Source organism: Bradyrhizobium sp. Leo114 (genome assembly GCF_055229415.2).
On record NZ_JBUYEN020000008.1, the window covers coordinates 192,648 to 205,805 of the forward strand.

A 13,158-nucleotide genomic window follows, 5' to 3' on the forward strand; every position below is an offset into this window, starting at 1 on the left:
AAAGTCTTGGCTTTCCCGGTTTCGGCGTATCAACAGTCAAGGGAACCGCTGCATGGTCGATGAGAGGCCTGAAGACACCGAATCGGCGGCGGATTCCTCCGCCCGGTCGCGGCGCGCGCCGCCAACCATCGATCTCAAGGCGACCGAGGTGTCGAGCGAACCGCCCAAGACGGATTCCGTGAACATGGATAGCGCTCAGGCGGATAGCGAAAATGTGAGCGGTGAAGCGGCCGCCGCCGAGGCGGCGCCGCAACCCGAGCCTGCGATGGAGACGGCTGCAGCCGCGCCGGATCCGGAACCCTCCTCCGCCGAACCTCCGCCTCGGCCGATCTCGCCCTGGGTGATTGCGCCTGTTTCGGGCGCTGTCGCTGCCGCGCTGGTGATCGGCGTCGGCTGGTTGCTCGGCTGGCCCGCGGTACAACCGGCGCAGCCGCCTGTGCCGCAGCTTAGCGCCGGCGCTATCGACGAGCTTACGGGGCGCGTCGCAGGCGTCGAAGCGAAGATCGGCAGGCAGGCTTCAAGCGATCAGGCGCTGGCCGCGCGGATCGACGGGCTGGAGAAATCCGCGAATGCGCTGCGCGGCGAACTTGCGGCATCACGCGCGCAATCGGACAAGCTGGCCACGGCGATCGATCAGGTGAAATCGATGCCACGCGATGGGTCCGCCTCCACGCCGGATCTGTCAGCAGTCAACGATCGGATTTCAAGAATCGAGAGCGCGGTACGGAAGCAAACGGCTGAGCTCGCCCAGCAAGGCAACAAGATCGCGGAAGTGGGCGCAGCCGATGCAAAGCTCGCTGACGATCTGCCGCTGCGCCGCGTGGTTGCCGCATCGCTGCTCGATGTCGCGGTCCGCCACGGCGATGCCTATGCAGCGCCGCTCGAGGCCGCCAGGCAGTTTGCGGAAAATCCTGACGTGCTCAAGCCGCTCGATACGTTCGCAGCCAGCGGCGTGCCGAGCGCCGGCGCGCTCTGCCGCGAGCTGCTCGAGATCGTGCCAAGGCTTGCGCCGCCCCCGCCGTCGGCCGCGGCCACCACCGGCACCGGCATCGTCGATCGCCTGCAGGCCGGCGCGGCCAAGCTCGTGCGCATCGAGCGCACCGATGCGACGGGTACCGATCGCGGCAGCGTGGTTGCGCGCATCACCCAGGCCGCACTGCGCAACGATCTCGGCGAGGCGCAGCGCGAACTGAAGACGCTGGCGCCCGCCGATCGCACGGCGGCGCAAGCGTGGCTCGAAAAAGTCGAAGCGCGCGCCGCAGCGCTGGCGGCCTCGCGAACATTTGCCGACAACGCCATGGCTGGGCTCGCGAAGGCCGGACAGTAGGTTCTCCATGATCCGGATCATTCTGTTTCTCGTATTGATCGCGCTTGCCGCGGCCGGCGCGGCCTGGGTCGCCGACCAGCCCGGCGATGTCGTGCTGTCCTGGGGCGGCGGGCGCGCGGTGACCACGCTGCCCGTGTTCGCGCTGGGGCTCGGCATCGTCGCGGTCGTGGCCGTCATCGTCTGGTCGGTCCTGTCCTGGCTGTGGCGGGTGCCGGCCCGCATCCGGCGCGGCCGGCGCGAGCGCCGTCATGCCCGTGGCCGTCATGCGATCACTCAAGGGCTGCTCGCGATCGGCCATGGCGATTCGACGGCGGCGCGGCACCATGCGGAAACCGCGCGGCGTCACGCCGGCAGCGATCCGTTGACGCTTCTCCTCCATGCGCAATCGGCGCAGCTCGATGGCGATCGCGAGGGGGCGCAGCGCGCATTCCGCGCAATGGCCGAGCGCGAGGATACGCGGCTGCTCGGCTTGCGCGGCCTGTTCATCGAGGCGCAGCGTTCGGACGATGCGGTCGCCGCCGTCATGATCGCGGAAGAGGCGCTGAAGGTTTCGCCGTCCTCGCCATGGGCCTCGCAGGCCGTGCTCGGCTTCTGCTGCGCCAAGGGCGACTGGGCCGGCGCGCTTTCGATCCTCGACAACAACCAGAGCTCCGGCCTCATCGACAAGGCGACCTATCGGCGGCAGCGCGGCGTGCTGCTCACCGCACGCGCGCTGGAGTTCGAGACCGTCGACCGCGATTTGTCGCGCGAGAGCGTGATGGAGGCGATCAAGCTCGCGCCGACGCTGATCCCGGCCGCGGCGCTTGCCGCCAAATATGAGAGCGAGGCGCATCAGGTTCGGCGCGCGATGAAGATCGTCGAGACCGCGTGGCTGTCGCAGCCGCATCCCGAGCTCGCCGATGCCTATGCGCATGTGAAGCTCGGGGACTCCGCGCGGCAGCGGCTGGTGCGGGTCGAGACGCTGGCGGCGAAGACGCCTGATAATATCGAGGGCGCGCTCGCGATCGCGCGCGCGGCGATCGACGCCGCCGAATTCGCCAAGGCACGCGAGGCGCTGACGCCGTTCATCGCCGCACCGACCCAGCGCGTGGCGCTGTTGATGGCCGAGATCGAGCGCACCGAGCATGGCGACAGCGGCCGGGCCCGCGCCTGGACCTTGCGCGCGGTGCGCGCGCTGCACGATCCAGCCTGGACCGCGGACGGCTATGTCAGCGACCGCTGGCGGCCGGTCTCGCCGGTCACCGGCCGGCTCGATGCCTTCCAGTGGAAGGCCCCGGTCGCCGCGCTCCCGTCCGACAAGGGCCCGGCGATCGAATCCTCGCCGTTCGAGGAAGCGATGCTGGCCTCGAAGCGGATCGAGCTGCCGAAGGAAGCCCCGCCCGCGAAACCGCTCGAGCGAGTGGCCGAAAAGCCGGTCGACATCATAAAACCGGTTGAAGCAGCGCCGCCCGCCCCACAGGACAACACGCCGCCGGCCGCATCCCCGGCCCCGGTGGAACCAGCGCCCGCCGCCCCGTCGGTGACGGCATCCGCCCCGCCAGCTCCACAGCCGGCTCCAGCCGAAGCGGTCGCGCCATTGTTCCGCGACCGCCAGGACATCCCCAAAACGCCGCCGGCGCCGATTCCGGCCGTGATTCCCATCGTCCGCGCCCCCGACGACCCCGGGATCGAGGAAGACGGCACCCGCGACGAATTTTCCGAGCAGATCGGGCCGCCAAAGGCCCAGGCCGGCGGCTGGCGCGGATTTCTGTCCCGCTGGGGGAGCTGAGACGCGGTCAAATGGCCGCGTCAATCTTGCCAATCGGGGCTACGCCCGATATCAGTGCGCACGCTTTCCGGCTAAGTTGCCGAACGGTTCGCCGCAATAGCTCAGTTGGTAGAGCACGTCATTCGTAATGACGGGGTCGGGGGTTCGAGTCCCTCTTGCGGCACCATCGCTCAAAAGTGATTCCTGCGACGAACTCAGCGGTAAGCGTCTGGCGCGCGCGAGCCCTTTCGAACTTAAGCCGTCCCCAAAAACGTGGATGGCCGGGACGAGCCCGGCCATGACGACGATACGCTATTCGATCGGCTACTGCTGCGACACCGTCTGCACCACGCTTGAGAGCGGACGCGCGCTCACGGCCGGGACCTTCATGTCCTTGACCATGAGGGCGTCGTATTCGGGCAGGGTTTCCAGCTGCTCCTTCGCCTTCATCTGGACCACCTTGTAGCCGCCGGCCTTCAGGCGACGCAGCAGCGTCGGCAGGGCTTGCGCGGTGTGCTTCTGCAGGTCGTGCATCAGGATGATGCCTTTGCCCTGCTTGTCCAGCTTGGTCATGACGGTCTGGATCACCTGGTCAGGCGAGCTGGACTTGAAGTCCAGGGAATCGACGTCGACGGAGAACATCGCGATGTTCCGGGAGCCGAGATAGCCGAGCGTCGCCTGGGTATGGGCGAGCGCGGGGAAGCGGAAGAACGGCGAGGGCGCGGCCCCGAGCGCCATCTTCACGGCGCTGAATCCCTTCTCGATCTCATCCTTGGCCTGCTGCTCAGTCAGCTTCTTGCTGTCGAGATGCGCGTGTGACCAGGTGTGCGAGCCGATGGTGTGGCCGGCGGCGGCGACCTGTTTCAGGATCTCCGGGTGATAGGTGGTATGCAGGCCGATCGGGAAGAACAGCCCCTTGGTGCATTCGTCCGCGAGCGCCTTCAGCACCGCCGGCGTGGTCGGCCACGGGCCGTCGTCGAAGGTCAGCACGACCTCCTTGTCGGTCAGGAAGTCGAACTGCTTGTACTGCAGGAAGCCGAAGCCCGGGCCGCCGGTGGTGTCGATGACGACCGTGCGGCTGACGCCGAGCGCATCGGGATTGGTGCAGGTCGATTTCGCCTGCATCGGGGCCGGCGCGGGAGCAGGGGCGGGCGCCGGCGCGGCAGCCGCCTGTTTCGACACCGTGGCGGTGGTCTCGACATCGTCCTTGGCGGCCGATTTCGCGGCGGCTGGCGGCAGCGAATCCGCCGGCCGGGCGGCGACGGTTTGCGGCGGCGCCGCATCGGCCCGCGGCGCGGCAGTCCAGAACCACACTCCGGCGATCACGACCGCCGCAACAACAACGGCCAGCATCAGGCCTATCGGATTACGCATCGCTACTCTCTTGGGAAACTCGGGGCTCGCTCGTAACGATCCATTAGTGCCAACGAGGTCTTAACGCGATCCCAACGCGCTTGCCTTTGCCGAAGAAAATTAGGCCGTTGTTCTGCGTGATGGTCATCACAGACGCTTGCGGCGATGCAGCACAGCGTCTTTGCAGGCTCGTCCGTTCGGCCGGAACCGAGTCGCGGGTGCCGTCGTTTGAACCTTTCTTCGAGGTGCGTGAACAATATAGCACCCCGTTGTCCTGCCTATTGCCAATATGAAGGCTGGAGAAATGACCAGATTGCTGTTCGTCATTCCGCTGCTTCTGGTGGCGTCCGCGGCCTCGGCGCAGCAGCAGCAGGGGCGGGAAGCTTGCACACGCGACGCGTCGCGGTTCTGCCGGGCGTATCTCGACAAGGGCGATGATGCTGTGCTGGCCTGCCTGAAAGAGCACCGCGGTCGCCTCACCAGGGCCTGCCAGCAGACGCTGACCGCGCACGGGCAGTAACGGCTCCTGTCATTCCGGGGTTCGCGTCTTCGACGCGCCCCGAAATGACGGCAAGGGGTCAGGTGCTGCTGCCGGCCGCCGTCGCGACGACGGGCAATACTTCGGTGGCTCCGGGGTCGGGCGTCTCGTCCTTCCAGCGCACCGAGCCGAACGGGCGCTCCAGCATGCGGCGCACCCGGATCGGTTCGGGACCGAGATGGAAGGCGATCGCCTTCAGATGCAATTCGCGCTCGGACTGGGTGGCGCGGTTGCGCTGGCGCAGGTAATCGAGCCAGGTCGGGCAGTGATAGCGCTCGGTCCACAATTCGGGATCGGCGATGTCGCGCGCGATCGACCAGCCATAGGCGCCGTTGCGCTGCCGGCTGAGCTGCACCTCCAGCATCACGTTGTGGAAGGCGCGCGCGCTCTCTTGTGCGACGCGGTACTCGATCTCGACCACCAGCGGCCCGCTGCGCGGCGTGAGCGGCATGCGGACCTCGGGATCCGCGAGCATCTCGGTGGCGTCCTCATTGCGGGCGCCGACCGGTGGCATCCTGAGCCATAGTCCCAGCAGTGGCGACAGCAGCATCAAGGCGGCGGAGACCAGGAGCGCGAGCTCGACGCCGGCGGCATCGGTGAGCCGGCCCCAGCCCCAGCTACCGATCGCGATTCCACCGGCGATCGCGGCCTGAAACGCCGCCAGCGAGCGGCCGGCGACCCAGCGCGGCGCCGAGAGCTGCACGCCGATATTGAACAGCGCGATCGCCATCATCCAGACCGCGCCGGCCAGCACCAGCGCCGCGGCGGTCACCACCGCCAGCTTGCTGATCGCAACCGCGGCGATCGCGCCCGCCATCGAGATCGCGCAGACGCGCACCGCCGCCTCGCCGCTCATCCGCTTGCGCACCTCCCCGATATTGAGGGCGCCGAGCACCGCGCCCATGCCGAAGGCGCCGAGCATGATGCCGTAGGTCTGGGCGCCGCCATGCAAGAGGTCGCGCGCCACCAGCGGCATCAGCGCGGAGACCGAGCCGCCGATGATGCCGGTGACCAGCGTGCGCGTCAGCACGATCTTGATCGACGGCGAATGATTGATGTAGCGCATGCCCGAGACGATGGCGCGGTTGAGCCGCTCGCGCGGCAGCCGCGACGGCTCGCTGACGCGGTCCCAGAGGAACAGCACGATCAGGAGCGGCAGATAGAACAGGGCGTTGAGCGCAAAGGCCGCTACCGCGCCCGCGGCTGCGACCACGATGCCGCCGATCGCCGGCCCGAAACTGCGGGCGATGTTGTAGCTGATGCCGTTCAGCGCCACCGCGGCGGGCAGTGTTTCGGGCGGCACCTGCTCGTTGACCGAGGACTGCCAGGCCGGTCCGAACAGCGCCATGCCGCTGCCGACGATGAAACAGAGCGCGAGCAGGATATTCGGCGTCACCAGGTCGAGCCAGGCCAGCGCGGTCAGAACCGTGGCGCCGACCAGCGCGATCAGAAGCGACACCATCGCCACGACCCGGCGGTCGTGCATGTCGGCGATGGCGCCGGCCGGCATCGAGATCAGCATGACCGGCAGCATTAGGGCGGTCTGCACCAGCGCCACCTTGTCGGCCGCAGATGTCATCTGCGTCATCGCCCAGGCGGCGCCGACCCCCTGGATCAGGATCCCGAGGTTCGAGAGCAGGCTCGCCAGCCAGATGCGCCGGAACACTGAATGCCGAAGCGGCGCCAAGATGCCGTCGGAGGCAGGGCTCGGGCGTCGCGGCGATGCTGTCATGGTGGTTCCGTGGTCCTCTGTTGGTTGGCTGGCTGATTCCGGCCGCCGAGTGATGCCCGTCAAACGCCCGCATTGTCCAGTCGTCATGCTGTCATTTCCGTTCCGCAAAAACACGGCTTGGGAGCGAGGAGCGGTCGGCGAGGTAACAAATGCGCGTGTTCGGCGAACTCTCCCCGAGAACGCTGTTTTACGTCTTCATCACCCCCGGATGGAGAGCGTAGACTGGGTGGATCGAGACTGGAGCGAGCACCATGAGCATGGCCGAAGTCTACGAGCTGCCGCTTGCGCGAAACCGGCTGGTGCCGCCGGCTCCGCCACGGGCGCCCGACGATTTGTCCGCCTTCAGGCGCATGACGCTGATCAGCCGCAGCCCGATCGCAAGCTGGAGCCAGCGCGCCTATGAGGAGGAGATCGTCCGCGGCCGCTTCTTCGGCCGCAGCAGCTTCATCCTCAACACGCCCGATGCGATCAGGCATGTGCTGGTCGACAATTACGAGACTTATACGCGCACGCCGGCCGCCTTCCGGGTGTTGCGCCCGATGCTTGGCGAAGGTCTTCTGATCGCCGAGGGCCGTGCCTGGAAACATCAGCGCCGCACGCTCGCACCGGCCTTCACGCCGCGCGCGATCACGACGCTGGTGCCGCACATGGTGGCCGTGACCGACGAGACCATCGCAAAGCTCAGGGCCGCGAGCCATGGTCCGGTGGACCTTCGCGAGACGATGCAGCGGATGACGCTCGAGATCGCCGGCCGCACCATGTTCTCGTTCGGCATGGATCGCCATGGCGGCATCTTGCGCGATTTCGTCATGGAATATGGCGAGCGATTGGCGCGGCCGCGCTTCCTCGACATGCTGCTGCCTTTGAGCTGGCCGAGCCCGCAGGATTTTGCGCGCGCCCGCTTCCGCAAGCGCTGGACCGCGTTCGTTGCCATGCTGATGGCGGAGCGCCGCGCCGCCGGCAAGACCAGCGATGCGCCGCCGCGCGATCTGTTCGATCTGATGGTTACGGCGCGCGACCCCGAGACCGGCCAAGCCTTCACCGAAGTACAGCTCGGCGACGAGATCGCGACCATGATCCTGGCCGGCCATGAGACGACCGCGACCGCGCTGTTCTGGGCGCTCTATCTGCTTTCGCTCGATCCGCCGACGCAGGAGGAGCTTGCCGCCGAGGTGAAGGCGGTCGCCGCAAGCGGTGGACTCGAGATCGAGCGGTTGAAATTCACCCGCGCCGTCATCGACGAGACCATGCGGCTCTATCCGCCGGCCTTCCTGATCGCGCGCGCCGCAGCGGGGGCGGATACGATCGCTGGCATGCCCGTGAAGAAGCATGACGTGGTGATGATCGCGCCATGGCTGCTGCACCGGCATGAGAAGCTCTGGCACGATCCGGCGGCATTCGTGCCGTCGCGTTTCATGACCGGCACGCCGCCCGATCGCTTTGCCTATCTGCCGTTCGGTGTCGGCGCACGGGTCTGCATGGGCGCGCATTTCGCGCTTGTCGAGGCGACGCTGGCGCTGGCGAAGCTGATCGGCGCCTTCCGTATCTCGCTGGTCGACAGGCAGCCGGTGATGCCGGTCGGGGTGGTGACGACCCAGCCTGACCGGTCGCCGATGTTCACGATCAAGCCGAGATAGCCAGACCTTGCGTTTCGGCGCGGGTCATCTCATCTAAGGTTGCGCCATGAGCGATACCCAGGCCCAATTTGCTGTGTTGAAACAAACGGCCGATCCGGCCGTCGTCGACGAAATCGCGCGGCTGATCGCCGATGGTGATGATCGCGATCTCAACCGCATCAACGCTTTGGACTTCGCCGGGCGTACCGGGCTCGACGAGGAAAAGGTCATTTCCGGTTTCCTCCACTCGTCACGGCTCGGCCTGTTCGACATGAGCTGGAACGTGCTCTGTCCCGGCTGCGGCGGGGTGCTCGATGCGCACTCGACGCTCAAATCGCTGCGTCACGACGATTACAATTGTGCGCTCTGCGCCGCCGGCTACGAGGCTTCGGTCGACGAAATGGTCGAGGTCGCCTTCACCGTCAGCCCGCGAGTCCGCCGCATCGGCGCGCACGATCCCAACACGCTGCCGCTCTGGGACTATGTGCGGCAGATGTTCTGGAGTTCGGGTGTCGACATCAACGACGAATCGTTTTCGCGCCTGATCAACGAAGCGACGCTCGAAGCGCTGGAACTGCCCGCCGGCGAGAAGGCGATCCTGTCGCTGAACTTGCCCAGCCAGTACGTCATCGTGTTTGAGCCGGTGACGCATTCGGCCCACTTCCTTGACATTCAGGGCGAGCCGACCACCGATCGCCAGCAGCTTTCAGTCGTCTACAACAAGCTGCAGGCGCCGACCGGCACGACGGTGCTGCGGCCAGGGCCATTGCGACTTTCGCTGGAAAACCAGGCCGGCGTCCGCGTGCTGCCATCGGTCTGGGTTGCCGGCGACGCGCTGCACCAGATGCTGGGCAGGCGCAAGCCGATCCTCACGGCGAAGCGGATGCTGAGCAATCAGACCTTCCGCGACGTCTTCAAGGCCGACAACCTCAACGTCGACCAGCGATTGAAGATCACCTCGCTGACTTTTTTGTTCACGGATCTCAAGGGCTCGACCGCGCTTTATGAGCGGGTCGGCGACCTCGCCGCTTTCGATCTCGTGCGTGCGCATTTCCATGCGCTACTCGAGATCATCGCGTCCGAGCACGGCGCCGTGGTGAAGACCATTGGCGATGCCGTCATGGCGACCTTCATCAAGCCTGAACATGCGCTCGCCGCCGGCCTACGCATGCGCGCAGCGATGAAGAAGCTCAACGACGAGCGCGGCAAAGAGGACCTGATCGTCAAGATCGGGATTCACGAAGGTCCTTGCCTCGCGGTGATGCTGAACGAGCGGCAGGATTATTTCGGCCAGACCGTCAACATCGCCGCGCGTGTTCAGAGCCTGTCGACCCAGCAGGAAATTCATATCACTGCGCCGGTGATCGATTCGCCGGAAGTGCTCTCCATTCTGAGGAATGCGGAGATCCGGCCGATCCAGAAGGAAGCGGCACTGCGTGGTATCGCCGACAAGATGGTGGTGTACGAGATACCGTGATCCGCTGGCCTCAACCATCATTGCGAGCGAAGCGAAGCAATCCATCTCACCACTTGCGGAGGCATGGATTGCTTCGCTCCGCTCGCAATGACGGCGAAATGGGCCTCATCGACGCCCAGATTGCCTAAACGTAATGCAGGCCGCAGAACCGGCGCGATTGCGCGGGTCGGGTTTCCACGCCATATAGGTCCCGTACCCTGTCGATCGATAGAGGCGTTGATGCTTGACGGACTTCGCCAGTTCATTGCCGATATTGTGTCGCCCGACGCGCAGGCGGATCGGGCATTCGATGACAATGATTATCGTCTTGCCGCCACTGCGCTGCTCGTCCACGTCGTCTCGATCGACGGCGAGCCGAGCGCGAACGAGAAGCGCAAACTGCACAGCCTGATCGAAAGCCGCTTTGGACTCGATCGTGGCACCGCGGACAAATTGATCGCGTCCGCAACTCGGATCGAAGGCGAAGCGGTCGATCTCTACCATTTCACGAGCGTCATCATGCGGCAGGTCAACGAAGAGGGGCGCCTGCGCATCGTCGAGATGATGTGGGAGTTGGTTTTTGCCGATGGCCAGGTCAGCGAGTTCGAGGACAACGTGGTGTGGCGAGCGGCGGATCTCCTGGGTGTGTCCTCGCGTGATCGCATCGATCTCAAGCGCCGCGTAGGCGAAAAGCAGGCGAGCCTGCCCCGGGGGCCCTGGGGTGTTGCCGACGCGGCAATCTGACACTGCGTTCGCGGGCTGTTCGCTTCCCGCCGTGCAGATGACGAAACTTTAATGTACATCGCGCAACCGGCCGGTTTGCGCGCTAAGCCTCAAAATGATGCATTCCGATCGCGAAGGCGGCCAGCGCTGCATGCGGATATGCCCGCGGGTGGCTTGCGCCGGACCACAAGCCTATGCTCTCGTTCGGCCGTTCGTAACGGGCCCTGTGATTCATTAAGAGCATTCGATCGTGACCGAGTGTGTGACGCTGATTACCGGTGCATCGGCGGGTATAGGCGCCGAGCTGGCGCGTGTTTTCGCATCCAACGGTCATCGTGTGGCGTTGGTGGCGCGCCGCGCCGATCGCCTCACGGCGCTCGCCAGTGAAATCGCTGGCAAGGGTGGTGCAGCGCCGATCGTGATTCCGTGCGACCTCGAGCAGCCAGATGCCGGCGACAAGATCGCCGCCGCGCTGGCCGAGGCCGGCGTCGAGGTCGAATATGTCGTCAACAATGCCGGCTTCGGCGTGTTCGGCTACGCGAACAAGCGCGACCGGGCCGACCAGCTCAACATCATCAACGTCAACATCCGCGCGCTGACCGATCTGTCGCTGCGATTTGCCGATTCGCTGATCCGCCATCGCGGCGGCATCCTCAATGTCGGTTCGATCGCGGGCTTCCTGCCGGGGCCGGGCATGGCGGTCTATTACGCTTCCAAGGCCTATGTGCTGTCGTTCACGGAGGCGCTGCGCAAGGAGCTCGAGCCGCACGGCGTTCGTGTCACCCTGGTCTGTCCGGGGCCGGTGCCGACGGAATTCCAGGCCCGCGCCGGCTTCGCACCGGGATTTGATTCCGCGATCCTCAACGTCTCGGCGGCGGAGGTCGCGCGGCAGGCCTATGGTGGCTTGATGGCGAACAAGCGCGCGGTGCTGCCCGGCCTCTTCATCAAGGTGGTGCCACTGCTGCTCCGATTTTTCCCGCGGTCATTCATCCTGACGGCGGTCGGCGGTTTCCAGCTACGTCGGCGCTGACGCAAACCAAAGGGCTCCAATCTGGCCCGCGATTTGCTTTAAAATTTTCGATGAGTTGGCGTGAACTCACCCGAAATTAAGAATCGCTTAGGCATGCTGCCAGCTTGCTGCATGCCGCTTGAGGTCGATGTCGTCACGGTCTGAAACAGCCAATGCCGTGCTGCCTTTCCCCGGCGGAAGGCGCGCGGCCGTCACCCCAACCGGGCCTGACTCCCTGCTGCCGGTCCTGATCGTCCTGCACCAGGAGACTTCCAAGCCCGGCCGCGTCGGCAACGCCTTGCGTGCGCTCGGCCATCCCCTGGATATCCGCCGCCCGCGGTTTGGCGATGCGCTTCCCGCAACGCTGGACGAGCACGCGGGCGCCATCATCTTCGGCGGCCCGATGAGCGCCAATGATGGCGATGATTTTGTGCGGGGGGAGATCGACTGGATCGAGATTCCGCTGCGCGAGCAACGGCCGTTTCTCGGCATTTGCTTGGGGGCTCAGATGCTCGCCAGGCAGCTCGGCGCCAGCGTCGCGCCGCATCCGGAAGGCCGCGCCGAGATCGGCTATTATCCGATCCGCCCGACCGAAGCAGGCCGCGCGCTTTGCCCCTATTGGCCGCAGCAGGTCTACCACTGGCACCGCGAGGGATTCGAATTGCCTGACGGCGCCGAGCTTCTTGCCGAGGGCGGCGACTTTCCGGTGCAGGCGTTCAGATACGGACACGCCTTCGGCTTGCAGTTCCATCCTGATGTCACCTACGCGATGATGCATTGCTGGACCACGCGCGGCGGCGACCGCCTGGATTCGCCCGGCGCCCGCCCACGCCATCAGCATTTCGCCGACCGCGCCGTCTACGACGCGGTCGAACGGGCGTGGCTGAAGCATTTCATCGACGACTGGCTGGCGCGCGAGCCGATGGCGGTGATGTCGGAGGCGGCGGAGTAGGGGGGCGTGGGGTAACGGCGCGAACGCGGTATTGGTTGGCAGGTTAGCTTGTGGAGAAAAAGCCCGTCGTCGCCCTTCGGGCTATGCCGGGCACCACGCTTCACCCCTCGGGCTCTGCGCGGCTGCGCCACGCGTAGCCCGAAGGGCGAAGCGTGGTGGAGCCAGGCGGGATCGAACCGCCGACCTCATCATTGCGAACGATGCGCTCTCCCAGCTGAGCTATGGCCCCGTCCAGACCGGTCCGTGCTGAGCAGTGCGGCCGGCAATCGGCGCCATTTACCGTCCCGCCCAAGCCCAAGTCAAGAACAGTAAACGCCCGGTTTTTGGCCACGTTGATCCGGAAGTTCCCTTGTTTGTGCAGGGGCGAACCGATATTTAGCTCGTTGTCCCACCCGCGAGCCCCCACCACATGCGCGCCATCCTCGACATCGTCATCATTGTCCTTGACCTCTATGTCTGGCTCCTGATCGCCGCTGCGATCCTGTCATGGCTGGTCGCGTTCAATGTCGTGAACACGCGCAACCAGTTCGTATCAGCGGTGGCCGAGTTCCTGTACCGGATCACGGAACCTGTGCTGGCGCCGATCCGGAAGATCATGCCTAATCTGGGCGGGCTCGATATCTCGCCGATCATCGTCATTCTGCTCATCATGTTCATCGAGCGGGTGATCATGTACTACGTCTATCCCAACGTGATCTGAGCGCC

Annotated in this window: 11 protein-coding genes and 2 tRNA genes; 10 read left to right on the forward strand and 3 right to left on the reverse strand. The window is 65.7% G+C overall.

The features are described from left to right. The first annotated feature begins 52 nt into the window (after positions 1-52). The 3 genes from ACZIRK_RS12315 (at position 53) to ACZIRK_RS12325 (ending at position 3,261) form a co-directional block, all read left to right on the forward strand. Positions 53-1,327, forward strand: a complete 1,275-nt coding sequence (locus ACZIRK_RS12315; RefSeq protein ID WP_463327389.1) for a COG4223 family protein — start codon at positions 53-55, stop codon at positions 1,325-1,327. 7 nt (positions 1,328-1,334) lie between these two features. Next, positions 1,335-3,095, forward strand: a complete 1,761-nt coding sequence (locus tag ACZIRK_RS12320; protein ID WP_463327390.1) for a heme biosynthesis HemY N-terminal domain-containing protein — start codon at positions 1,335-1,337, stop codon at positions 3,093-3,095. Positions 3,096-3,185: 90 nt separating this feature from the next. Then, positions 3,186-3,261, forward strand: a tRNA-Thr gene (locus ACZIRK_RS12325). A gap of 137 nt (positions 3,262-3,398) precedes the next feature. Here ACZIRK_RS12325 and ACZIRK_RS12330 read toward each other — a convergent pair. After that, positions 3,399-4,448 carry a polysaccharide deacetylase family protein gene (locus ACZIRK_RS12330; RefSeq protein WP_463327391.1) on the reverse strand — a complete coding sequence of 350 codons (1,050 nt, stop codon included), beginning with the start codon at positions 4,446-4,448 and terminating at the stop codon, positions 3,399-3,401. 283 nt (positions 4,449-4,731) lie between these two features. On the opposite strand from ACZIRK_RS12330, the gene ACZIRK_RS12335 reads away from it, so the two are divergent. Then, on the forward strand, positions 4,732-4,947 hold the full coding sequence (locus tag ACZIRK_RS12335; protein WP_130227354.1) for a hypothetical protein: 216 nt from the start codon (positions 4,732-4,734) through the stop codon (positions 4,945-4,947). A gap of 58 nt (positions 4,948-5,005) precedes the next feature. On the opposite strand, the gene ACZIRK_RS12340 is transcribed toward ACZIRK_RS12335, so the two are convergent. Beyond that, positions 5,006-6,697, reverse strand: a complete 1,692-nt coding sequence (locus tag ACZIRK_RS12340; protein WP_130227353.1) for an MFS transporter — start codon at positions 6,695-6,697, stop codon at positions 5,006-5,008. 251 nt (positions 6,698-6,948) lie between these two features. On the opposite strand from ACZIRK_RS12340, the gene ACZIRK_RS12345 reads away from it, so the two are divergent. The 5 genes from ACZIRK_RS12345 (at position 6,949) to ACZIRK_RS12365 (ending at position 12,453) form a co-directional block, all read left to right on the forward strand. Continuing rightward, a complete protein-coding gene (locus ACZIRK_RS12345) occupies positions 6,949-8,334 on the forward strand; it encodes a cytochrome P450 (protein ID WP_463327392.1) in 1,386 nt (461 codons plus the stop codon). A gap of 46 nt (positions 8,335-8,380) precedes the next feature. Beyond that, entirely contained in the window at positions 8,381-9,790 is a 1,410-nt protein-coding gene (locus tag ACZIRK_RS12350; protein WP_130227352.1) for an adenylate/guanylate cyclase domain-containing protein, read from the forward strand. A gap of 219 nt (positions 9,791-10,009) precedes the next feature. Beyond that, complete coding sequence (locus ACZIRK_RS12355) at positions 10,010-10,513, forward strand: tellurite resistance TerB family protein (RefSeq protein WP_028165197.1); 504 nt, start codon at positions 10,010-10,012, stop codon at positions 10,511-10,513. Between the two features lie 229 nt (positions 10,514-10,742). Further along, on the forward strand, positions 10,743-11,522 hold the full coding sequence (locus ACZIRK_RS12360; RefSeq protein WP_130227351.1) for an SDR family NAD(P)-dependent oxidoreductase: 780 nt from the start codon (positions 10,743-10,745) through the stop codon (positions 11,520-11,522). 127 nt (positions 11,523-11,649) lie between these two features. Then, positions 11,650-12,453, forward strand: a complete 804-nt coding sequence (locus ACZIRK_RS12365) for a glutamine amidotransferase (RefSeq protein WP_130227350.1) — start codon at positions 11,650-11,652, stop codon at positions 12,451-12,453. 153 nt (positions 12,454-12,606) lie between these two features. Here ACZIRK_RS12365 and ACZIRK_RS12370 read toward each other — a convergent pair. Next, positions 12,607-12,682 (reverse strand) — tRNA-Ala (locus ACZIRK_RS12370). Between the two features lie 180 nt (positions 12,683-12,862). Here ACZIRK_RS12370 and ACZIRK_RS12375 point away from each other — a divergent pair. After that, the gene (locus ACZIRK_RS12375; RefSeq protein ID WP_028165194.1) at positions 12,863-13,153 is read left to right on the forward strand and encodes a YggT family protein; all 291 of its coding nucleotides are present in this window, start codon (positions 12,863-12,865) and stop codon (positions 13,151-13,153) included. Positions 13,154-13,158 lie beyond the last annotated feature (5 nt).

Excerpts from the sequence above, each read along its gene's own strand:
- ACZIRK_RS12315 (WP_463327389.1), top strand. The coding sequence starts at position 53 with ATGGTCGATGAGAGGCCTGAAGACACCGAATCGGCGGCGGATTCCTCC.
- ACZIRK_RS12320 (WP_463327390.1), top strand. The coding sequence starts at position 1,335 with ATGATCCGGATCATTCTGTTTCTCGTATTGATCGCGCTTGCCGCGGCC.
- ACZIRK_RS12345 (WP_463327392.1), top strand. The coding sequence starts at position 6,949 with ATGAGCATGGCCGAAGTCTACGAGCTGCCGCTTGCGCGAAACCGGCTG.
- ACZIRK_RS12335 (WP_130227354.1), top strand. The coding sequence starts at position 4,732 with ATGACCAGATTGCTGTTCGTCATTCCGCTGCTTCTGGTGGCGTCCGCG.
- ACZIRK_RS12330 (WP_463327391.1), bottom strand. The coding sequence starts at position 4,448 with ATGCGTAATCCGATAGGCCTGATGCTGGCCGTTGTTGTTGCGGCGGTC.
- ACZIRK_RS12375 (WP_028165194.1), top strand. The coding sequence starts at position 12,863 with ATGCGCGCCATCCTCGACATCGTCATCATTGTCCTTGACCTCTATGTC.
- ACZIRK_RS12365 (WP_130227350.1), top strand. The coding sequence starts at position 11,650 with ATGTCGTCACGGTCTGAAACAGCCAATGCCGTGCTGCCTTTCCCCGGC.
- ACZIRK_RS12340 (WP_130227353.1), bottom strand. The coding sequence starts at position 6,697 with ATGACAGCATCGCCGCGACGCCCGAGCCCTGCCTCCGACGGCATCTTG.
- ACZIRK_RS12350 (WP_130227352.1), top strand. The coding sequence starts at position 8,381 with ATGAGCGATACCCAGGCCCAATTTGCTGTGTTGAAACAAACGGCCGAT.
- ACZIRK_RS12355 (WP_028165197.1), top strand. The coding sequence starts at position 10,010 with ATGCTTGACGGACTTCGCCAGTTCATTGCCGATATTGTGTCGCCCGAC.